Consider the following 21,920-nt stretch of genomic DNA (forward strand, 5'->3'; position numbering starts at 1 on the left):
CCTCTTCCTCGGCCCGACCGGCGTGGGCAAGACCGAGCTGTGCAAGTCGCTGGCCGAGTTCCTGTTCGACTCCGAGGACCACCTGATCCGCATCGACAGGTACGAGTTCATGGAAAAGCACTCGGTGTCGCGGCTGATCGGTGCGCCGCCGGGCTATGTCGGCTACGAGGAAGGCGGGCACCTGACCGAGGCGGTGCGACGCAAGCCGTACAGCGTGATCCTGCTCGACGAGGTCGAGAAGGCCCATCCGGACGTGTTCAACGTGCTGCTGCAGGTGCTGGATGACGGCCGCATGACTGATGGTCAGGGGCGTACGGTGGACTTCAAGAACACCGTCATCGTGATGACGTCGAACCTCGGCTCGCAGATGATCCAGCAGATGTCGGGCAGCGATTACGGTGTCGTGAAGGTCGCAGTGATGGCCGAGGTGAAGACGCATTTCCGGCCGGAGTTCGTCAATCGCATCGACGAGATCGTGGTGTTCCACGCGCTCGACGAGGCGAACATCGCGAACATCGCGCGCATCCAGCTCAAGCTGCTCGAGCGGCGCCTGGCCGCCATGGAGATGACGCTGGAAGTGACCGATGCCGCGGTGGCGGAGGTCGCCAAGGCCGGTTTCGATCCGGTGTTCGGCGCGCGACCATTGAAGCGGGCGATCCAGGGCGAGATCGAGAACCGGCTCGCGCGCGAACTGCTCGAAGGCCGGTTCGGTGCGAAGGACACCGTAAAGGTCGATGTCCGGAACGGGATGTTCGTATTCGAGAAGGCGTGATCGAAGGCGGGCGCGGATGTTCGGGCTTCGTCGTCCACCAGGATCACGTTCGGAACGGCCCCCTTTCCGGCTTGTGGGGGACAAGCAGGGGCACTTGCAAAAGTCGTGTGTCGGCTTTCACCTTCGCCCGGACCCGGTATATTCCGAGGCGGTGCATGTCCGTTGCGGTGCCTGTCGTCGAGCGGTGCATGGCGCCTTCAGGCCCGACCCGACAAGGAAGCTTTCCTCCCGATGAATCTTATGGCCCGCCGCATCGTCGGCGACCGGCGCTTCGAGCGCCTGATCATTGCGCTGATCGTGCTCAACGGAGTACTGGTCGGCCTCGAGACCTCGGCGACCGTCGTGGCGCACGCCGGCCGCATGATCGAATGGGTGCACCACCTGATCCTCGCTGCATTCGTCGCGGAGGTCGGCTTGAAGCTCGCTGCCGTCGCGCCTGCATGGCGCCGCTACTTTGGCGACGGCTGGAACCTGTTCGACTTCACCATCGTGGTGTTGTCCCTGCTGCCCTTCTCCGGCGAACTCGCGATGGTCGCGCGGATGGTGCGGCTGCTGCGCGTGCTGCGGCTGATTTCGGCGGTGCCCAAGCTGCGGCTGGTGGTCGCCACGCTGGTCCATGCACTGCCGGGCATGGGGCATGTGCTGATGCTGGTGGCGCTGCTGTTCTACATCTATGCAGTGGCCGGCTACCATCTGTTCCACGCAACGGATCCGGAACGATGGGGCAACCTCGGAGCTGCGCTGCTCACCCTGTTCCAGGTCGCGACGCTGGAGGGCTGGGCCGAAGTGATGTATGCCGCGATGGAGGCGACGCCCTGGGCGTGGCTCTTCTTCATCTCGTTCGTGATCGTCGGCACGTTCGTGATGATCAACCTGTTCGTGGCGGTCGTGATCAACAGCCTGGAGGAGAGCAAGGCGATCGAGGCGGCCGACGCGGGTCGCGAGGCCGCAGCTGACGGAGACGCGCGATTGCTCGACGAGTTGCGCGCGGCGCGCGCGGCACTGGCGCGCGTCGAGGCCGCGCTGTCTACGAGGAAACCGTGAAGCGCCCGCGCCGCGCCGGTGATCGGGCATGAATCCGCCCGCGCTGCCGGCGCTTCCGGCACGGGGATCGGTCGTGGTCACAGGTGCCGCGAGCCAGATCGGTTTCTTTCTGCTGCCACGCCTGGCGGCAGCCGGCTTCCGCGTGATCGCGGTCTCGCGCCGACCGGAGACTCAGGCGGTGGCTTCTTTCGGCGAGCGCTGGACGGGGCATGGCGTGGCGCGATGGATACAGGCCGACCTGGAGCACCCGCTCGATACGAACTGGGTCGACGGATGCGACTACTGGATAAACCTGGGTCCCCTGCAGCTGGTGCCCAGGCTGCTCGAATCCGCTCGTGTGCCTGCCCTCCGCCGGGTCATCGCATTCGGCTCGACCAGCCGTTTCACGAAGGCTGGCTCGACCCATCCGCGGGAGCAGCGCATCGTCGCGGACCTCGAAGCCGGTGAGGCCGGGCTGGCGCGCAGCTGCGCGGCGGCCGGTATCGGCTGGACGCTGTTCCGGCCGACCCTGATCTACGGGGCCGGTCTCGACCGTAACGTGATGGTGATCGCCGCGGCGATCCGGCGCTTCGGGGTCTTCCCGCTGGTAGGCGGAGGCGCAGGCCTGCGGCAGCCGGTACACGCGGACGACCTTGCCGCGGCGTGTGTCTCGGCGCTGGCCGGCACGGGCAGTGAAGGACGCGCCTACGACCTGTCCGGCAGCGAGGTGCTGTCCTACCGCGAGCTGGTGCTCAGGATCTTCCGGGCCGTGGGCCGTCCGCCGCGCTGGCTGCCGGTGCCAGTAGCCGCTGTCGGCCTCGCGCTCTGGGGCCTGTCGTGCGTCCCGCGCTACCGTGACTTCAACATCGAGATGGCACGGCGGATGGCCAAGGACATGGTGTTCGACCATGGCGATGCGCAGCGCGACTTTGGCTATCGGCCGAGGTCGTTCGAGCCAGTAGTCGAGCGACCTGTCTGAGGGGAGACGGCTGCGGCCTCCCGCTTGCCGGGTCAGGTCATCCCGGGGGCGCCGGACGTGCGGCTGGTGCGCCAGCATCTCCCTCCAGTTCGCGCGGTCGGATGATCCGGAAAGCCGTGAGCGCAGCAAGCATGAGGACCGCGATCGAAGCGAACGCGGCGCTCCAGCCTGAAGCGGACATGCCGCCGGACAGGTCGAGGATGAAGCCGACCAGCAGGGGACCGACGAAGCCGCCGGCGTAGCCGAGCATGGAATGCACCGCCAGCGTTGCGCCGCGCCGTGCCGGATCCGCGGTGCCGGCGCTACCCGCGGTGAGCGAGGACGAATCGAGCCAGGCCACCAACCCCCACAGGAACACCAGGCCCACCGCGAGCCCATAGCTGGCGCTGCCGAGCCAGCCGATGCTGGCGGCCAGCACGGTCGAAGCGGCCATTGCCAGCGTCACCAGCCGACGGCGGCCCAGCCGGATCGACGCTTCGTTGCCGGCGACGCTCGCCATCGTGCCGGCGAGCGCCAGCAGTGTCAGGACGGTGGTCGGTGCCAGCGCGGCAGGCGCGCCGCCGCTGGTCAGCCCGACGTAGCCGAGGAAGGCCACGCCCCAGCCGCGGATCGCGTTCATCTCGAGCGTATGCACGCAGTAGGCGAGCGCATAGGCCATCGCCGAGCGGTTCGCCAGCACGGGCCGGAAGTCGTACAGCGAGCCGCCGTCCGCGGGCTTCGGTCGCGCCGCGTGCGCTGCCTGCGCCGGTACCCGCCAGGCCACCAGCAGCCATGCGAGCGCGGCCGTGGCGGCGACGATGCCGAAGGCGGCGCGCCATCCGAACAGCCCGTCCAGCAGGTCGGCACAGGCAAACGAGGCGGCGCCCGATACGCCGATCGATGCCGCATGCCCGGTGACCGCACGCGACATCAGCTGGCGATCGACCCGGTCGGCGAGCAGCTTCAGCCCTGTCATGTAGGTGCCAGCCCAGCCTATGCCGGTCAGCGCACGCAGCGCGAGCGCGGACCAGAAGTCGTCGGCGAAAAGCCCGAACAGCAGGTGCCCGGCGACGGTGCAGCCTACGCCGAACAGGTACACGCGCTTCGGATCAACGCGATCGGTGAGAGTCACCAGCACCGGCACCGAGAGCATGTAGGCACCGTAGAACGCTGCGGTGATCCAGCCGGCTTCGCTGTTGGTGAGCGACCAGCGCTGCATCATGCCGGGCAGCAGCGCCGGCCAGAAGAATGCACCGATCTGCACCAGCACCTGTGCGGCGCAGACCAGCGCGACCAGTCGTGCCAGCGACCGCTGGTGCGCAGTTGCGGCGGGGCTCACCGGCACCACGCGCAGGCCAGGCGCACCGGCGCGAGGGCTTGACGGTGATCGAACAACTGAGCTTGCCGGCCTTCTTCCGATACCAAGGAATGGCTCCCATGCTGCCGTCGCGCGCTGAACCTGCCTGCCTGCCTGCCTGGCGACGCGCTGTCGTACCGATCTGGCCAGCCCGCGCGCGGCGGCTTCCTGGCGGATTGTAGAACGTCACGATGCAACTGGCGGTGTCCTGTCGCGCCTGGCCGCGCCGTGCCTGGCAGGCGTGCTTGACAGGGATCCGCAGGCAGGCCCGGTTTTTCTGGTATAGCGATTGTTGATGATGTTCCAACCGGATGAGGAAGCGAAGACGATGGATGGCCTGCAATGGATACGTGCGACCGACGCAGCGAAGGCGATCCGGGAGGGTGAGCTGGCCGCGGAGGATCTGATGAAGGCCTGTCTCGCCCAGATCGAATCGCGCGAGGGCGACGTCGGCGCCTGGGCGTTCATCGATCGCGACCATGCACTCGACCAGGCGCGACGGGCCGACGAGGAACGGCGCAGCGGACGCAGCCTGGGCCCACTCCACGGCGTGCCCGTCGGCATCAAGGACATCATCGACACCGTCGACCTGCCCACGGAAAACGGCACGGTGCTGCATGCCGGACGGCGGTCCGATGGCGACGCTGCGGTCGTGGCGATGCTTCGTCGCAGTGGCGCGCTGATCGCGGGCAAGACGGTCACGACCGAACTCGCTTCACTCGCGCCCGGCAAGACACGCAACCCGCACGATCTCGCGCGTACACCCGGCGGCTCCTCGAGCGGCTCGGCCGCTGCCGTGGCCGCCGGCATGGTGCCTGTCGCGATCGGGACGCAGAGCAACGGATCGGCGATCCGGGCGGCGGCGTTCTGCGGTGTCTACGGCTTCAAGCCCAGCTTCGGACTGGTGCCGCGTACCGGCATCCTGAAGCGCTCGCCCGCGCTCGACACCGTCAGCGTCTTTGCCCGCCACCTCGAAGACATCGCGTTGTGCATGGAGGCCCTCGCCGGGTTCGACGCCGGCGACCCGGCGACCCATCCAGTCGCGTCGCCCGCGTTTCGCGCCATCCTCGATCAGTCGCCCCCGTTGAGGCCGCGGCTGGCCTTCGTGCGTACGCCGATGTGGGAGCGGGCCGAGGCCGGGACCACGCTGGCCTTCGAGGAACTGGTCGAGATGCTGGGACCCTGCGTCGGCGTGCAGGACCTCGGCGAGCCGATGCGCCAGGCCTGGCAATGGCACAGGACGATCATGGAAGCAGACATCGCCGCCAGCTTCGCCCTCGAATACGAGCTGGGGCGCGACCGGTTGTCCGCAGCCCTGCGCGCACAGATCGAGCGCGGGCAGGGCGTCACTGCGGTCGATTACATCCAGGCGCGCGACCGCAGCGCGATACTGCACGAGGTGTTCGACGACCTCTTCGATCGCTACGATGCGATCGTCACGCCCGCTGCCGCGGGGCCCGCGCCGGCGAACCTGGCCGACACGGGCGACCCCGCGTTCTGCACCTTGTGGACCCTGTGCGGCATGCCGGCCCTGAGCCTGCCGCTGATGCGCTCGGAGGACGGCCTGCCGATGGGCGTACAGCTCGTCGGCAAGCGTGGCGACGATGCGCGCCTGCTGCGCACGGCCCGATGGCTCGTCGAAAGCCTGCAGGCTGGCGTCGACGCCGACGCTGCCACCGACGACGCGCCGTGATACTGGGCCGCGTCGCCGGTGCGCGGGGTTGCTCCCGCGCTACTTGTACAGCTCGTTAGGCAGCCACAGGCCGATCTGCGGGAACATGTAGAGCAGGGCCAGGGCGATGATCTGGATCACCATGAACGGCATCATTCCGGCGAAGATCTGGTTCAGCGTCACGTGCGGTGGTGACACGCCCTTCAGGTAGAAGGCTGCCATCGCAACAGGTGGCGACAGGAACGCAGTCTGCAGATTCAGCGCCACCAGCAGCCCGAAGAACAGCGGGTCGATGTTGAAGTGGCTCAGCAGTGGAATGAAGATGGGCATGAAGATCACGATGATCTCGGTCCACTCCAGCGGCCAGCCGAGCAGGAAGATGATCGCCTGGGCGAGCAGCATGAACTGGATGGGCGACAGGTCCATCGACAGCACCCACTGCTCGATGAGCGCCTGGCCGCCGAGCAGCGCGAAGGAGGCCGAGAAGATGCTGGAGCCGACGAACAACCAGCAGACCATGGCAGTCGTACGCGCGGTCAGGAACACCGACTCCTTCAGCCTCGGCCAGGTGAGTTGCCGGTAGAGCAGGGCGAGCACGACGCCGCCGAGCGAACCGATCGCCGCGGCTTCGGTTGGTGTCGCCAGGCCGAACACGATCGACCCGAGCACCATAAGGATCAGCATCGTCAGCGGGAAGAATGATTTCAGCAGCAGTTGCAGCACATGGAGGCGCTTGTAATCGGTGCGCCAGTAGAACCATGCCGACACCCCGCCGAGGATCACGGTGAACCCGATCAGGAGCTTGCCCCAGTCGAACCCCTGGGGACTGTCGGTGGCCGCGGCATCCGGCGGGGGCGCTTGCGCCGACAGCGGGCGCTCCTGGGGCGACGCCGGTTCCGCCACGTTGCCCAGCGGCTGAAGTTGCTCCGTCGAGGCTGCGGGTGGCGGTTCGGAAAGGCCGGTCGCGGAGGGCTCGGGCGTTTCGCTCGGCGGCGGCTCGGCCAGGCCGGTGACTGAGAGCTGGGTGCCGGCACCCGGGCTGGACGAGATTCCCATTTCAATCGGCGCTGCCCCTTCCAGCGGCGCATCGGCACGCGATCTCGCGTCGTAATAGGCCAGGATCACGACCACCATACTCAGTACCGCGAGAGCCGGTGCCGCGCTGACCAGCGCCTTCACCGCTACCTCCCGGCGCTCCGGGGCCACACCGGCCGCCGCCCTGGCCGCCTGGAAGCGGCGTGGCGCGAGCAACGCCGCCCAGATCGAACCCAGGAGGCCGCGACCATAGGTCGCCACTGCAGCCTCGGCCCAGGGCGGCGCCGGGATGCGCTGGTCTTCCTCGGACAGGCGTGGCGCGAGATGCGGCTTCCACCAGCCCACCAGCATCACGTAGCCGATGTAGAGTGTTGCCAGCATCAATCCCGGCAGGAAGGCGCCCGCATAGAGCTTGACCACCGATACGCCGGCGGTCGCACCGTAGACGATCAGCATGATGGACGGCGGGATCAGGATGCCGAGACAGCCGCCCGCGGTGATGGCCCCTGCGGCCAGGCGCACGTCATAGCCGTGGCGCAGCATCGCCGGGAAGGCCAGCAGCCCCATCAGCGTGACGACGGCACCCACGATCCCCGTCGCCGTCGCAAAGACGGCGCAGGTGATGAGGGTAGCCACGGCCAGCGATGCGGGCAGCCGCGACAGGGACAGGTGCAGGCTGCGGAACAGCATGTCGATGATGTTGGCCCGCTCGACGACGTACCCCATGAACACGAACAGCGGGATGGCGATGAGTACATCGTTGGTCATCACCCAGTAGGCCCGCTGCACCATGAGGTCGAGTACCTTGGCGGTATCGAAATCGAAGGCCAGCCAGCCGAAGAACATGCCCATGCCCATCAGCGTGAACGCCGTGGGAAACCCGAGCATGATCGCCACGACGATCAGCGCGAGCATCAGCAGGCCGAGGTGGCCGTTCGTCATGTCGCCGGGCGAGGGGAACAGTACCGCGCAAGCCATCACGATGATGGCCATCAGCGTCAACCCGAATTTCATGCCTGTCATCGCACGCTCCCGTGCGCGGGCACGGCGGGAACATCCACGCCGACCATCTTCTTCAGTTTATCCACATCCACTTCCTCGACGTCGTGCAGGCGCGCCGGCCAGGCACCGTCGCTCAGTGCGATCACGCAGCGCACCACTTCGGCGATGCCCTGCAGCAGGAGCAGCGCGCCCGCGACGGGAATGAAGGTCTTGAAGTGGTACACGGGAGGCCCCGAGGCCGTCACCGACGAATGTTCGCGGATCGCCCAACTCGTTTCCGCGAACGTGGTGCCAGCCCAGACCAGCGCCACCACGCCAGGGAAGAAGAAGACGAAGTAGAGCAGGAGATCGAGCCCGGCCTGCACACGCACCGGAAAGAATCCGTACAGCACGTCACCACGGACGTGTCCGTTGCGGGAAAGCGTGTAGGCCCCCGCCATCATGAACAGGATGCCGTACAGGATGTAAGTCGTGTCCCAGACCCAGTCGTTCGGCGAGTTCAGGACATAGCGACAGAACACCTCGAAGCTGATCAGCAGCGTCAAGCCGACGATCAGCCAGGCGAAAGCCTTGCCGAAGAACGCGCTGATCCGGTCGACCGCCAACAGCCACCCCTGCATGGTGCATCCTTCCAAAAAGAAATCACCCTCCGTTGCGGCGGAGGGTGATTGTCTAGGGCAACGTCAATGCTGCGCGGCGTGCGTTTACGACTTGGCCGGCGCTGCGGGTGCAGGTTTCGGGCCGAACCAGTGGTTGTACGCGATGCGCGGATCGACCAGCGTGTCCATCGACCAGGTCACCGTGCGGCGCGCCCAAGCCATCTGCGAATCGAGCACCTTCGCGAAGAAGGGATTCTCTTTGCGTTTCTCGTCGACGACCGTCGTCCAGGCCCGCATCTGCGCGCGCAGGATGTCGTCCGGCGTCTTGAAGAAGCGCACGCCCTGCTTCTCGCGCATCTCGATGTAGTCCTGTGAATAGCGGTGGATCGCCTTCCACGACATGTCCGCGCTGGCCGCCTCTGCCGCGATCTTCAGGATCGACTTCATGTCGGTGGGCAGCGCGTCGTACCGCTTGCGGTTGAACAGGATCTCGAAGGCCTCGGCCGGCTGGTGGTAGCTCTGCAGCATGCAGACCTTGGACACGTCCGGGAATCCCAGCAAGCGGTCCGAACTGGCATTGTTGAACTCGGCAGCGTCGAGCAGACCACGATCCATCGCCGGCACGATTTCGCCGCCCGGCAGCGCATTCACCGAAGCGCCCATCGCCTTGAAGACGTCGATAGAGAGGCCGACTGTGCGGTACTTGAGCCCCTTGAGCTGGCCGGCATTCTGCACCGGCTTCTTGAACCAGCCCAGCGGCTGGGTAGGCATCGGTCCGTACACGAACCCGACCACGTCGAGGTTGAGCACGTTCTGCACCAGTTCGTCGTACAGGGCCTGGCCACCGCCGTACGCCATCCAGGCGAGGAAGTTGTTGGCATCCATGCCGACCGCGGGGCCGGTGCCGAACAGGGAAAAGGCACTGTTTTTGCCGTACCAGTAGGCAGAGACCCCGTGACCACCGTCAAGCGTGCCCTTGGCGACCGCATCGATGAGATCGAACGCCCTGACGACGGCACCTGCCGGCAGCACGTCGATCCTGAGCCGGCCGCCCGACATTTCGTTGACCTTCTTCGCGTAGTCGAGCGCGTACTCGTGGAAGATATCCTTCGCCGGCCACGTGCTCTGCCAGCGCAGGGTGATCGGCTGCTGCGCCCTGGCGATCATGGGAAAGCCGGCGGCTACGCTTGTCCCCAGTGCCGCACCTGCCAGAAACTTGCGCCGGGGCGGATTGGACTTCGTCGAGACTGCGTGTTCTCCCACGGTGGTTCTCCTCCAGTTGTGAATGGACCGGCGCCATTGGGCGGCGCGCAATTATTTGGCAACAACTCTGAAACATCAGCACTCTATCGGCCGTTGGCGGCGCGCGCAAGCAGCGTCGGGCGTGACGATGCCGTCGTCATGCAGTCGCGCCTGGCGACAGTTGCCGTGGGGGTCAGCCAGGAGCCCATGGCAAAAAGCCCCGCTTGGTGCGGGGCTCCGGGCGCCTTGCAACCCGACTGAGCGGGTTGGAAGGAATGTTCCTGGCGGAGAGAGAGGGATTCGAACCCTCGATACGGCTTTTGACCGTATACCCGCTTTCCAGGCGAGCGCCTTCAACCACTCGGCCATCTCTCCGCTGTCTGTCGTACAGCACACGGCCGGAACCTGCCGCGACCGGGGATGATACGCCAGCCAGGCCCGTCCTTGCTAACATCGCCGGCATGAACGCGATCGATGTGCACACCCATATCGTCCCGGAGAAGTTCCCGGCCTACATCGGACGCAACCTGGACGTGCCGTGGCCGTCGATGGCACCTGCCCATGCGTGCCACTGCCACGTGATGATCCGCGGCAAGGTCTATCGCACGGTCCACCAGAGCACCTTCACCCTGGAAGACCGGCTGGCGGACATGGACCGTACCGGCGTACAGCTGCAATGCCTCTCGCCGATGCCGGAACTGCTGTCCTACTGGCTGCCCGCAGAAGACGCGCAGGTGCTGTGCCGTTACCTGAACGAAGAGATCGCCGGCATGGTGTCGCGCCATCCGGCGCGCTTCGCCGGTCTCGGCTGCGTGCCGCTGCAGGACCTCGACCTCGCGCTGGCAGAACTCGACCACCTCGTCGATACGCTGGGTTTTCCGGGCGTCGAGATCGCCAGCCACGTGAACGGCGTGTCGATCGGCGATGCGCGCTTCGAGCCGTTCTTCGCGGCGGTCGAGGCGAAGGGTGCCTGCGTGTTCGTGCACGCGCTGCGGCCGGCCGGCAAGGATCGGATCGTCGGCAGCTTCTCGGAGCAGGCAGTGTGCTTCCCGGCGGATGTCGCGCTGGCCGCGGCCTCGATGGTGACCGGGGGCATCGCGGAGCGGCATCCCGGCCTGCGCCTGTGCTTCAGCCATGGCGGTGGCGCCTTCGTCGGGATGGTGCCGCGCCTGTCGCGCGCCTGGCACCTGAACAAGCCGGCCCGAGAGTCCCTGCCGCGCGACCCGCTCGAGTACGCAAGGCGTTTCTGGTACGACAGCATCATGTTCGACACCGGATTGATCGAACTGGTCGCCGCGCGCTTCGGCCCGACCCAGGTGGTGGCCGGCAGCGACTATCCGTTCACGCTCGGCGATCCGGATCCGGTGAAGACGCTGAGCGGCACGCAGGTGGACGCGAGCACGCTGCAGGGGTTCTTCCGGGACAATGCGCTGCGCTTCCTGGGAAGGGCCTGAGAGCGCCTCGCGGTGGGCACCGCTCAGCGCATCGACCTGAGCTTCAGCGCGGCTTCGCTCTCTGCGCACAGCGCCGCCGGATCCGCCAGTCCGCGCGCCTGCGCGGCATGCAGCACGGGCAGCAGCAACTGGGCGGTGGCCTGGGCGTCGCCCAGCGCATGGTGGCGCTCGCAGTCGTCGATACCGAAGCTTGCCAGCCAGTCGTCTAGCGACACCGGCGTCTTGCCGCCGGAAGACTGCCGCGAGGGCAGCAGCAGGGGCGCCATGACCGCGAGGTCGATCCATCCGCGCAGCGGCGGCGCTGCGTGCCCATGCGCACGCAAGGTGCGCTCGATCATCCGGCGGTCGAAGCCGGCATGGAAGCCGACCGCCCAGCGGCCGTCGCACCAGCGTTCGAACGCGTCCAGTGCCGTATCCGGATCCTCGCCGTCGGCCTGCTCGCCGGTACCGACGCGGTGGATCAGGATGTCCTCGCCGACGGTTGGTTCCGGCTGGCGCAGCACCGCATAGAACGCGTCCGCAGTCTCGACCCGGCCGTCGCTCACCCCGACCGCGCCGATCGAGAGCAGCCGGTCGCGGGCGACGTCCAGTCCCGAGGTCTCGGTGTCAATTACTGCATAGCGTGCCGGCGTGCCGGCGCCGGCGGGCGGCGTGCGGCGAAGGAGGCGGTCGAGCCAGCGCATCGCGCCACTCAGATCTGGTAGTCGGCCGCCAGCCGCTGCTGCAGCTGGCGCGCCTGGACCAGCGCCTCCTTCAGCACGCGGCGGTCGAACGTGTTCAGCGCGTCCGGCAGTACCGCGTTCGGGTTGCCAGCCACGCCGGCCGGGTCGCCGAACTGCAGCCGCAGGCGCAACTGCTGCAGGATGTGGAAGGCATCGATCGCGGCTTCGGCCTCGTCTCCCGGCAGCACGCCACGCTCGCCCAGCGCGTGCAGGCGGGCGGCGGTGCCGGTGTCGGCGATGCCGTGGGCGAGCGCAAGGATGCGTGCCGCGTCGACGAAGATGCGCGCGCCATGCAGCTTTAGGTCGATTGCGTCCGGCCGCTCGCCGCGGCCGCTGCCAGTGAGGCCGCCGAACCAGCCCAGAGGGGGACGGGTCTCCAGTGCGTTACGCGCCATCGCCTGCAGGAAGGCCTTGCGCGCGGGCGCGGCCTCAACGAGCCCGTCGCGCAGCGCGATGACCGGGGGCGGCGCGGTACCGATCGGCCGCAGGTCGAAGAAGATGCTGGCCGACAGCAGCGCCTGCGGCACCGGGTTGCGCAGCCAGTCGTCGAACAGCGCACGCCATTCATCGACCGACAGGCACCAGCGCGGATTGCCGGCCATGATCCCGCCGCGGCACAGCGGGAAGCCGCAGCGGTCGAGCGCTGTGTTCGCAGCCTGTGCGAACGTGATGAGCCGCGTTCGCAGTGGCTCGAAGTCCGTTATGCCCTCGGGCGGCACGAATGCGATGCCGTTGTCCTGGTCGGTGGCGATCGTCTGCTCGCGTCGGCCTTCGCTGCCGAGCGCGATCCAGGCGAACGAGATGTCGTCGATGGCATGCGCGGCCGAGATCAGTGCCAGTACCCGCAGCACGACACGATCGTTCAGCTCCGACACGAAGCGGGTCAGCGGTTCAGCGGCGACGCCCTGCGCCAGAAGGTTGCGCGCAAGCATGCGGATGTCGCCGGTGGCGGCGGCCAGCGCATCGATATCGCCTGCGCCGTCGATGCGCTGTGCGACGCGGAAGAACGACAGCCGCTGCAGCGCGAACACGTCGCGTTGCGACACCACGCCGGCGAAGCGCCCGTCGCGCACGACGACTGCATGGCGCACCGAATGGCGCACCATGCACAGAACGGCATCGCCGACCGTGGCATCGTGCGGCAGTGCGTGCACGCCGTGGGTCATCAGCGCCGAGATCGGCGCCGCGCGGTCGAGGCGATCGGATGCCGCACGGTCGACCACGTCGCGCTCGGTGAAGATGCCGACCGGATGCGCGTCCTGGTCCACCACCACCATGCAGCCGATGCGCTCGCGACGCATCGTGTCGAGCACGGTGGCGACCGGCGTGTCGGGCGTGCAGCCGAGCGGCGCGCGGCCGAGCAGATGTGACAGCGGCGTGGTCATCGACTGCTCGCTGCTGGAGGCCTCGCTGTAGCGTGCCTGCAGCGCCGCGCGCGACTGCTCCAGCATCGTGCGCAGCCGTTGCGAGCAAAAGGCCTGCAGCGACGGGCTCTCCGCCACCACGGTGCGGAACGTGTCGCCATCGATCTCGTGGCAGAACACATCGCCTATCGCGCGGTAGGTGCATGCGACCGGGCGGCGGTCGAGCACCGCGGTGACCGGGAACAGCTCACCGGCCTGCAGCGACTCGTCCGCATCGCCCGGGTTCACCCAGGCGGAGGGCACCTGCCGCTCGACCCGGCCGCGCTGCACGACCATCACGTGCGAGGGCGGGCCGTCGTCCGGGGAGAGCAGGGTCTCGCCGGGCGGGCAATAGCGGATGCGGGCAGCCGCGGCGAGGCGGGCGACGTGGGTGGCCTGCATCCGGTCGAACGGGGGATGGAGGCGCAGGAAAGCGGCGACGGCAAAGGCGGGGGTAGCGTCGGATGCGATGGACATGGCAGTGCTCGACGGATGGATGTCATACCTTGGCACAATCCGCCGGCGGCTGCAGCCGGGCTTGCAGAGGCAGGCCGGTCCGTCAGAGGTCCAGCAACACCCGTCCGCGGGCGCGCGACACACACGGCGTCATGCGGTGCACGCGTGCCGTGTCGTCGATCGCGACGTCGCGGTGGATCACTGTGCTGCCGTCCGCCACCCGATAGCCGCACTCGCAGGCACCGCAGACGCCGATCCCGCAGGACGACGGGTGCATGAACCCGTGCTCGCGCAGCACGTCGAGCGCGCTGCGCCCGGCGGGCACCTCGAGCGTGGCACCGGTGGAGGCGATGCCGAGCTGGAACGCCTCGGGCACGAAGCCGGCGTCGTACAGCGGGGCGAAGTGCTCGACATGCACGCTGCCGGCCGGCCAGCCCGCGCTTGCGGCGAGCACCGCATCCACCAGCCTGTGCGGGCCGCAGCAGTACAGGTGCGTGCCGGGTTGCGGCAGGGGCGAGAGCCTGTGCGGGTCGAAGCGGGAGGGCACATCGCCGCCCGAGCGCCACAGGTGCAGCCGGGTGCCGCAGGCAGCCCGCAGTTCGGGCAGCAGCGGTGCGCTGGCCTCATCGCGCACGCAGTAGTGCAGCTCGAAGGCTTCGCCGCAGCGCGCAAGGTGCCGGGCCATCGCCGCGATCGGCGTGATGCCGATGCCGCCGGCGACCAGCACGTGCTGGCGTGCCCCCTCGGCCAGCCGGAAGTTGTTGCGCGGTGCGCTGACCGGAACCACGGCGCCGGGCTGCAGTTGCTGATGCACCCAGCGCGAGCCGCCACGGCCCTCGGGTTCGAGCTTCACCGCGATCGTGTAGCGGGTCGCGTCGGCGGGATCGCCACACAGCGAATACTGGCGTACCCGTCCGTCGGGCAGGTGCAGGTCGACATGGGCGCCGGGCTCGGGTTTCGGCAGTGTCGGCCGCAGGCGGTGTCGGAAGGTCAGTACGCGCACGCCGGGGGCGGCGTCCGCCACTGCGGACACCTCGAGCTTCATGATCAGGCGTGGGGTCATGCGGCGCGCGTCGGTTCAGAGCGGCTCGATCCGGTCGCCGACGCGGATGCGTCCACCCTGCTCGATCGCGCAGTTGATGCCGGAGCGGTTGTACAGCGGTTGGTAGACCGGGCGGCCGAGCAGTTGCTCAAGGTAGCGGCAGGGAAAACTCAGGCGCGCGCCGCGCAGCACCGCCTCGCCGATGCGGAAGCGCACCCCGACCAGGTGCGCAAGCGGCACGCCGCGCACCGTGAGGTTGCGGCGGTGCTGCCCGGGGTCTATGAGCAGTGGAGCGTCCTGCAGCGGCGGGTCGTTGCGAGCGAGCGCCTCCAGCACCTCGATCTCGATCAGCGTCACGTCGCGCACCGCTGGCAGCTTCGAGTAGGTGCCGGTGCCCAGGCAGTAGCGGTCGCCCTCGATGCCACGCCCGGCGATCAGCGTGGCCTCGTCGAGCGGCTCCATCTCGTAGGAGGCCGCTTGCGCGACGTGGATGTGCAGCAGCGTGCCGCGCCAGTGCGGCGTGCCGTCGTCGCCTGGCATCAGTCGAGCTTGATGCCAGCTTCGGCCACCACCTTCGCGTAGATCGGGTACTCGCGCGCCATCATCTCGCCCAGCAGCTTCGCGCCGCCGCTGTCCGGATCGATGCTCATGCCGGCGAGCTTCTCGACCACCGCCGGTGACTTCATAGCCGCCGCCACCTGCTGGTCGAGGAACCCGACCTGCGGCGCGGGCAGCTTCGCTGGCCCGAAGTAGCCAAACCAGAGGCCGAGGTGCACCGCCGGATAGCCGGCCTCGACGAAGGTGGGTGTGTCCGGGATGTCGGGGTGGCGCTTCGCGCCGGTCCAGGCGAGCGGCACCAGACGGCCCGCGCGGATGTGCGGCAGCGCTGTCGAGATACCCATGATGTTCACCGGGATGCGGCCGCTCAGCGTGTCCGAGGTGCCCTGGGTGGAATCCTTGTAGGCGACATGGTTCAGCGGGATCTTCGCGCTGGTGCGGAACAACTCAACGGTCAGGTGCGCCGCCGAGCCGATCAGCGGCGAGGTGTAGTCGATAGGGTTGGCCGAGGCCCTGGCGCGGGTGACCAGGTCCTTGACCGACTTGATGCCGGCCGCACCCGAGGCCACCAGCAGGTTGTCGCCGCGGCCGACCAGCGCGATCGGGGTGAAGTCCTCCAGCACCCGGTAGGGCACCTTGCTGAACAGGCTGGGAGTGATCACCAGGTTGTTTGCCGAGAACAGCAGCGTATAGCCGTCGGGCACCGCGCGCGCGACCGCTTCCGATCCGATCATGCCACCGGCACCGGGCCGGTTTTCGATTACCCAGGACTGCCCGGTGCGCCGGCCGAGCTCCTCGCTCACGATCCGCGCCACCGGGTCGGTGAGGCTGCCGGAGGCTGCCGGCACCACCACGCGGACGGACTTCGCCGGGAAGCCGCCCGGGCCGGTTAGCGGCTGCGCGAGTGCGACGCTGGGGGCGACCGCGGCGAACGCGAACGCAAACGGGAGGCCAATGACGAGGCAGCGTCGGTGCATGCGGGCGATCTCCAGGGGCAGGGCGAGTGATTGCAGTGTAGGAACGCCCCGCCGTGACGGGTAGCACCGTTTCCGGGACGGGGCGATACCGTTTCGGCAGCAGGTCACTTCCCCGCGCCGCCTCGCCCGGCGCTGGACGGTCCAGGCTGACCTGCTTCAGGCCGACGCCGCGCGCGCTTCGAGCGCGGCGGCCACCACCTGCGCGAACGCGTCCACCGCCGGCGGCAGCACCCGCCCAGCGCGCACGTAGGTACCGAGGTCCGACGGCGGCGCCCCGCGTAGCGGCAGGTGGCGCAACTGTCCCGCACGCAGTTCCCGCTCGATGCCGAAGCCGTTCACGAAGGCCACGCCCACCCCGCGCCGCGCGAGTTCCTTCATCAGCTCGAGCGACTCGGTGTTCACCACCACCTGCAGCGGTCGCTTGCAGGCAGCCACCAGCGGCGCGAGTTCCCAGTGCAGCGACAGCGCCGGCCCCGGCATCACCAGCGGATGGCGGGTGCAGTCGGCAAAGGCAACGGTCGAGTCGGCCACCAGCGGATGCGAGGGGTGTACGAGCGCGCCCAGCGCGAAGCGGCCCACCGCCACCTGGCGCAGCTCTGCCGAACGGCGCAGCACGAAGCCCAGTGCCACGTCGGCCTCTCCCGACACTACCATCGCTGCAGCGGCCGCCGAGCCGGCGATGCGAACCCCGATGCGCACGCCGGGGTAGCGCGCCGCCATGGTCTCGATCACCCCGGGCAGGAAGTCCGCGGTCAATGCCTCGACGCAGACCACCTCCACCGCGCCGCGGCGCACGCCTTCGAGGGCATCGAGGTCGGCGCTCAGGCGCTGGGCATCCTGCAGAACGGTGATCACGTGCCGCGAAAGCGCCTCTCCGGCCGCGCTGAGCCGAAGGCCTGCCTGCAGGCGCTCGAACAGCGGCATGCCTATTTCGGCTTCCAGTTGCAACAGCTGCCGGTTGACGGCCGAAGACGATACATGCAGCCGGCGCGCCGCCTCGCGGATCGAACCGCAGCGGCGGATCATGTCGAAGTAGCGCAGCGCCCGAGCGTGCAGGTGGAGGGCGGTGGGCGGGCGGGGGGACGGCAGCGCCGTGGCCGCGGGCTTGCGGACGGCTGGCTTCAGCGATCGGCTCAAGGGCGGGAGCAGGGCTGGACGCTGGTTGCGGGCAGGACGAAGTCGGTGCCCCGCTCCAGCGTCAGCAAGGGCGTGCCTCCGATGCCCGCCCTACCGCACCTGCCTCAACTGCTCCAGTATCGCCGGGTTCTCCAGCGTCGACACATCCTGCGTGATCTCCTCGTTCTTCGCGAGCGAGCGCAGCAGGCGCCGCATGATCTTCCCCGAACGCGTCTTCGGCAGGTTGTCGCCGAAGCGGATCTCGTCCGGCTTGGCGATCGGTCCTATCTCGTGCGCCACCCAGTCGCGCAACTGCTTCGCGAGTTCCTCGATCGCGGCGCCTTCCGGCCGCTGACCCTTCAGCACGACGAACGCGCACACCGCCTCGCCCTTGATCTCGTGCGGCTTGCCGACCACCGCAGCCTCGGCCACCAGCGGGTTGGCAACCAGCGCCGACTCGATCTCCATCGAGCCCAGCCGGTGTCCCGAGACGTTCAGCACGTCGTCGATCCGGCCCATGATCCAGAAGTAGCCGTCCAGGTCGCGGTTGGCGCCATCGCCGGCCAGGTAGTACTTGCCCTGGAAGTCTTCCGGGTAGTAGGCCTTCCGGAACCGCTCCGGGTTGCCCCAGATGGTGCGGATCATCGACGGCCACGGCCGCTTGATCACCAGGATGCCGCCCTTGCCGTTCTCGACGTCATGGCCGGTCTCGTCGACGATCGCTGCCATGATGCCGGGCAGGGGCAGGGTGCACGAGCCAGGCTTGGTCGCGACCACGCCGGGCAGCGGCGTGATCATCTGTCCGCCGGTCTCGGTCTGCCACCAGGTGTCGACGATCGGGCAGCGTTCCTTGCCGACCCTACGATGGTACCAGATCCATGCTTCCGGGTTGATCGGCTCGCCGACGGTGCCGAGCAGGCGCAGGCTGGACAGGTCGTACTGGGTGGGCAGGTCGCCACCGGCCTTGATCAGCGAGCGGATGGCGGTCGGGGCGGTGTAGAAGATGGTGACCTTGTGGTCCTGGATCATCCGCCAGAAGCGGCCGGCATCCGGGTAGGTCGGTACGCCCTCGAAGATCACCTGGGTGGCGCCGACGGCCAGCGGGCCGTAGCAGACGTAGGTGTGACCAGTGACCCAGCCGACGTCGGCCGTGCACCAGAATACGTCGTCGGGCTTGTGGTCGAACGTCCAGCGCATGGTCAGCGCCGCATGCATCAGGTAGCCGCCCGTCGCGTGCTGTACGCCCTTCGGGGTGCCGGTCGACCCCGAGGTGTAGAGGATGAACAGCGGATGCTCGGCATCCACCCATTCCGGCTCGCAGGCGTCGGGCTGTCCCTGCTCGAGGTCGTGCCACCAGCGGTCGCGCGCGCCATCGAACGCGACCGGCGTGCCGGTACGCCGGTACACGACGACATTGCGCACGCTGTCGCAGCCGCCCAGCGCGAACGCTTCGTCGACGGTGGGCTTGAGCGGGATCTCGCGGCCGCCACGCATCTGCCCGTCGGCGGTGATCACCGCGACAGCGCCGGCATCGAGGATGCGTTCATGCAGGCTCTTCGCGGAGAAGCCGCCGAACACGACCGAATGGGTGGCGCCGATGCGCGCGCAGGCCTGCATCGCGACCACGGCCTGCACCGACATCGGCATGTACACGATCACCCGGTCGCCGCGCGCGATGCCCAGCGACTTCAACGCATTGGCGAAGCGGCATACCCGCTGGTGCAGGTCCCGGTAGGAGACATGGCTGACCTGTCCGTCGTCGGCCTCGAACACGATCGCCGTCTTGTCTGGCTGGGTGTCCAGATGGCGGTCCAGGCAGTTCCAGGACGCATTGAGCGTACCGTCCTCAAACCACTTGAAGAATGGCGCGTTCGATTCGTCCAGCACCTTGGTGAACGGCTTCTTCCAGCCGATGTGTTCGCGCGCCAGCCGGGCCCAGAATCCTTCGTAGTCGCGTTCGGCCTCTGCGCACAGCGCACGGTAGGCTTCCATGCCGGAGATGGTCGCGCTGCCGGCGAACGTGGCGGACGGCGGAAAGAGACGGGTTTCGTTGAGGACGGATTCGATCGTCGACATGGGGTTCCTCCGGGACGGGTGGCACGAGCCACCGACTATGCGTTACCAAGTGTTGTTATGGCGAAGATGGAATCATTATTCGTCCGGGCTGTAAAGCGGTACACTTGCGGCTCAATGGCGGGCCTCCCCGCATTGCAGCGTGGTGAATCTGGTCAGGTCCGGAAGGAAGCAGCCACAGCTACTCACTGCAAGTGCCGGGGGTCAGGCTCGCCACCCTCATTCGTGCCCCGGGCGCCGAGCGGCCGACGGCGCCAGCAGCCGGTCTCCAGCGCATCGATGCAGCGGGTTCCCAGCGATGCGGCGGTGGTCCGTCCGGAGGCTAAGGCGACAGGGCTTGGCCCGGTGGCACCCACCGATCTGAACGCGGGCGATCGATGAGCGGCATGACACAGGCGCTGGCGCGCAAATGGAGGCCGAGGAGCTTCCCGGAACTGACCGGACAGGAGCATGTCGTGCGCGCGCTCGCCAACGCGCTCGACCGCGGCCGGCTGCACCATGCGTGGCTGTTCACCGGCACGCGCGGCGTCGGCAAGACCACCCTCGCGCGCATCCTGGCCAAGGCGCTGAACTGTGGGCAGGGGGTGTCCAGCACGCCGTGCGGGGCCTGCGATGCCTGCCTGCAGATCGATGCCGGCCGCTTCGTCGACCTGATCGAACTCGATGCCGCGTCGAACACGCAGGTCGACAGCATGCGCGAACTGCTCGAGAACGCGATGTACGCGCCGACGACGGGACGCTACAAGGTCTACATCATCGACGAAGTGCACATGCTGTCGAAGTCCGCCTTCAACGCGATGCTGAAGACGCTGGAAGAGCCGCCCGAGCATGTGAAGTTCATCCTGGCCACCACCGATCCGCAGAAGATCCCGGTGACGGTCCTCTCGCGCTGCCTCCAGTTCAACCTCAAGAACATCCCGCCGCAGCTCATCGCATCGCGGCTCGCGTTCGTTCTGGGCGAAGAATCGGTCGGATTCGACATCGCTGCGCTCAACCTGATCGCGCGAGCCGCACAGGGCAGCCTTCGCGATGCGCTGTCGCTGACCGATCAGGCGATCGCCCATGGCAGCGGACGGGTCGACGAAGCTTCGACGCGCGAGATGCTCGGCGTGATCGACCAGCGCTATCTGTTCGAACTGCTCGCGGCGGTCGCGCAGGCCGATGGCCCCGGCCTCGTCGCGGGTATAGAAAGCCTGGCTGAACGCGGCGTGGGCTTCGAGGCCGCGCTGCGCGAACTGGCCGGCGTGCTGCACCGACTGGCGGTGATCCAGCTGGTTCCGGACGCCCTGCGCGACGATGACCCGGATGTTGCCCTGTGGCGTGACCTCGCGGCGCGGTTCAGTCCGCAGGAGGTCCAGCTCTGTTATCAGATCGCGGTCCAGGGGGTGGACGAGATCGGTCTTGCGCCCGACGAGCATGCCGGCTTCTCCATGTCGATGCTGCGGATGCTTGCGTTCGCGCCGGAACGCGAAAGCAGCGCCGAGGCGCGACCGGCGCCGGCGCGCGCACCGGAACGTCCACAGGCTGCGCCGGCCCGGGCATCGCCGGTCGCTGCGGCGGCCGTGCCGGCGGCGGTACAACCACCGGTGCAAACACCGTCGCCACCACCGGCGCGGCCCGCAGGGCAGGCCGCGGCGGCGCTGGCGGCTGCCAGGGCCGCCGCCGAAAAAAAAAAGCTGACCCGGGACGACTGGGCTGAGTTCATCGCTTCGGCACGCGTATCCGGCATGGCACGCATGCTCGCCCAGCACTGCGCGCTCGGCTCGCACGAGAATGACGGCGGCGTCGACCGGATCGAACTGGTGCTGCCCGAAGCGCATCGCCACCTGCTCGAGAACGCGTATCGGGATAAGCTCCAGCAACACCTGTCGCGCGAGTTGGGCAACGATGTGCAACTGCGCGTGCGCATCGGTGCGCCGGAAAATGAAACCCCGGTCGAAATCGATCGCCAGGCACGACGACGGCAGCAGGTCGAGGCGGTTGCTGCGATCGAATCCGACCCGTTCGTGCGCACGCTGATCGAGCAGTTCGACGCCCGCCTCGACGAGGCGGCCATCACTCCGAAATCACCCGATACCCCCGCAGCCTCCCCCGCTGCAAACACTGGACGAGACCCGAGATGAAAGGTGCCATCGGCAACTTGATGAAGCAGGCGCAGCAGATGCAGGAAAACATGCGCCGCATGCAGGAACAGCTGGCCACCCAGGAGGTCGAAGGGCAGGCCGGTGCAGGACTGGTCAAGGTCACGATGACCTGCCGGCACGACGTGAAGCGCGTCTCGATCGATCCCAGCGTGGTTGGCGACGATCGCGAACTGCTTGAGGATCTCGTGGCGGCTGCGGTCAACGACGCCGTGCGCAAGGTGGAGGCGACGGTCCAGGAGAAGATGGGCGCGATGAGCGCGGGCATGGGCCTGCCGCCCGGCCTGAAGCTCCCGTTCTGAGCCGCTCGTCCAGTCC

Annotated in this window: 18 protein-coding genes, 1 tRNA gene and 1 other RNA gene; 8 read left to right on the forward strand and 12 right to left on the reverse strand. The window is 68.0% G+C overall.

Annotated features, from left to right (window positions below; genetic code table 11):
- The 3 genes from ING98_14655 to ING98_14665 all read left to right on the forward strand — a co-directional run.
- A partial coding sequence (locus ING98_14655) for an AAA family ATPase (protein MCA3103104.1) occupies positions 1-772 on the forward strand: 772 nt, incomplete at its 5' end.
- 240 nt (positions 773-1,012) lie between these two features.
- Positions 1,013-1,816, forward strand: coding sequence for an ion transporter (locus ING98_14660; GenBank protein MCA3103105.1), 804 nt, complete (start codon positions 1,013-1,015; stop codon positions 1,814-1,816).
- 28 nt (positions 1,817-1,844) lie between these two features.
- Positions 1,845-2,774, forward strand: a complete 930-nt coding sequence (locus ING98_14665; protein MCA3103106.1) for an NAD-dependent epimerase/dehydratase family protein — start codon at positions 1,845-1,847, stop codon at positions 2,772-2,774.
- 37 nt (positions 2,775-2,811) lie between these two features.
- Here ING98_14665 and ING98_14670 read toward each other — a convergent pair whose 3' ends face one another.
- On the reverse strand, positions 2,812-4,092 hold the full coding sequence (locus tag ING98_14670) for an MFS transporter (protein MCA3103107.1): 1,281 nt from the start codon (positions 4,090-4,092) through the stop codon (positions 2,812-2,814).
- Positions 4,093-4,438: 346 nt separating this feature from the next.
- Here ING98_14670 and ING98_14675 point away from each other — a divergent pair, with 346 nt between their 5' ends.
- Positions 4,439-5,803, forward strand: a complete 1,365-nt coding sequence (locus ING98_14675; GenBank protein ID MCA3103108.1) for an amidase — start codon at positions 4,439-4,441, stop codon at positions 5,801-5,803.
- Between the two features lie 39 nt (positions 5,804-5,842).
- On the opposite strand, the gene ING98_14680 is transcribed toward ING98_14675, so the two are convergent.
- The 4 genes from ING98_14680 to ING98_14695 all read right to left on the reverse strand — a co-directional run bounded on the left by ING98_14680 (position 5,843) and on the right by ING98_14695 (position 10,035).
- Positions 5,843-7,840 (reverse strand): TRAP transporter large permease subunit, encoded by a 1,998-nt coding sequence (locus tag ING98_14680; GenBank protein ID MCA3103109.1) that lies wholly within the window; start codon positions 7,838-7,840, stop codon positions 5,843-5,845.
- Positions 7,837-8,439, reverse strand: coding sequence for a TRAP transporter small permease subunit (locus ING98_14685; GenBank protein ID MCA3103110.1), 603 nt, complete (start codon positions 8,437-8,439; stop codon positions 7,837-7,839). The genes ING98_14680 and ING98_14685 overlap by 4 nt, the downstream gene beginning before the upstream one ends.
- Positions 8,440-8,523: 84 nt before the next feature.
- Positions 8,524-9,585 carry a TRAP transporter substrate-binding protein gene (locus tag ING98_14690; GenBank protein MCA3103111.1) on the reverse strand — a complete coding sequence of 354 codons (1,062 nt, stop codon included), beginning with the start codon at positions 9,583-9,585 and terminating at the stop codon, positions 8,524-8,526.
- A 357-nt stretch (positions 9,586-9,942) separates the two neighbouring features.
- Positions 9,943-10,035 (reverse strand) — tRNA-Ser (locus ING98_14695).
- 86 nt (positions 10,036-10,121) lie between these two features.
- Here ING98_14695 and ING98_14700 point away from each other — a divergent pair.
- A complete protein-coding gene (locus ING98_14700; protein MCA3103112.1) occupies positions 10,122-11,114 on the forward strand; it encodes an amidohydrolase in 993 nt (330 codons plus the stop codon).
- 23 nt (positions 11,115-11,137) lie between these two features.
- On the opposite strand, the gene ING98_14705 is transcribed toward ING98_14700, so the two are convergent.
- The 7 genes from ING98_14705 to acs form a co-directional block, all read right to left on the reverse strand.
- Complete coding sequence (locus ING98_14705; GenBank protein ID MCA3103113.1) at positions 11,138-11,797, reverse strand: 3'-5' exonuclease; 660 nt, start codon at positions 11,795-11,797, stop codon at positions 11,138-11,140.
- An 8-nt stretch (positions 11,798-11,805) separates the two neighbouring features.
- Entirely contained in the window at positions 11,806-13,716 is a 1,911-nt protein-coding gene (locus ING98_14710) for a CBS domain-containing protein (GenBank protein ID MCA3103114.1), read from the reverse strand.
- 82 nt (positions 13,717-13,798) lie between these two features.
- Positions 13,799-14,758 carry an oxidoreductase gene (locus ING98_14715; protein MCA3103115.1) on the reverse strand — a complete coding sequence of 320 codons (960 nt, stop codon included), beginning with the start codon at positions 14,756-14,758 and terminating at the stop codon, positions 13,799-13,801.
- Between the two features lie 15 nt (positions 14,759-14,773).
- Positions 14,774-15,277, reverse strand: a complete 504-nt coding sequence (locus tag ING98_14720) for an MOSC domain-containing protein (protein ID MCA3103116.1) — start codon at positions 15,275-15,277, stop codon at positions 14,774-14,776.
- Positions 15,277-16,272 carry a hypothetical protein gene (locus tag ING98_14725; protein MCA3103117.1) on the reverse strand — a complete coding sequence of 332 codons (996 nt, stop codon included), beginning with the start codon at positions 16,270-16,272 and terminating at the stop codon, positions 15,277-15,279. Before ING98_14725 ends, ING98_14720 begins: the two co-directional genes overlap by 1 nt.
- Before the next feature lie 156 nt (positions 16,273-16,428).
- Positions 16,429-17,298, reverse strand: coding sequence for a LysR family transcriptional regulator (locus tag ING98_14730; GenBank protein MCA3103118.1), 870 nt, complete (start codon positions 17,296-17,298; stop codon positions 16,429-16,431).
- 201 nt (positions 17,299-17,499) lie between these two features.
- Entirely contained in the window at positions 17,500-19,464 is a 1,965-nt protein-coding gene (gene acs, locus ING98_14735) for an acetate--CoA ligase (protein MCA3103119.1), read from the reverse strand.
- 116 nt (positions 19,465-19,580) lie between these two features.
- Between acs and ffs the strand changes: the two genes are divergently transcribed.
- From ffs to ING98_14750, 3 genes are all read left to right on the forward strand, one after another.
- An RNA gene (ffs, locus tag ING98_14740) (signal recognition particle sRNA small type) lies at positions 19,581-19,679 on the forward strand.
- Positions 19,680-19,838: 159 nt separating this feature from the next.
- Positions 19,839-21,584, forward strand: a complete 1,746-nt coding sequence (dnaX, locus tag ING98_14745) for a DNA polymerase III subunit gamma/tau (GenBank protein ID MCA3103120.1) — start codon at positions 19,839-19,841, stop codon at positions 21,582-21,584.
- Positions 21,581-21,904 (forward strand): YbaB/EbfC family nucleoid-associated protein, encoded by a 324-nt coding sequence (locus ING98_14750; GenBank protein ID MCA3103121.1) that lies wholly within the window; start codon positions 21,581-21,583, stop codon positions 21,902-21,904. The genes dnaX and ING98_14750 overlap by 4 nt, the downstream gene beginning before the upstream one ends.
- The last annotated feature ends 16 nt before the right edge of the window (positions 21,905-21,920 follow it).

It is taken from the genome of Rhodocyclaceae bacterium (genome assembly GCA_020248265.1).
GTDB lineage: Bacteria > Pseudomonadota > Gammaproteobacteria > Burkholderiales > CAIKXV01 > CAIKXV01.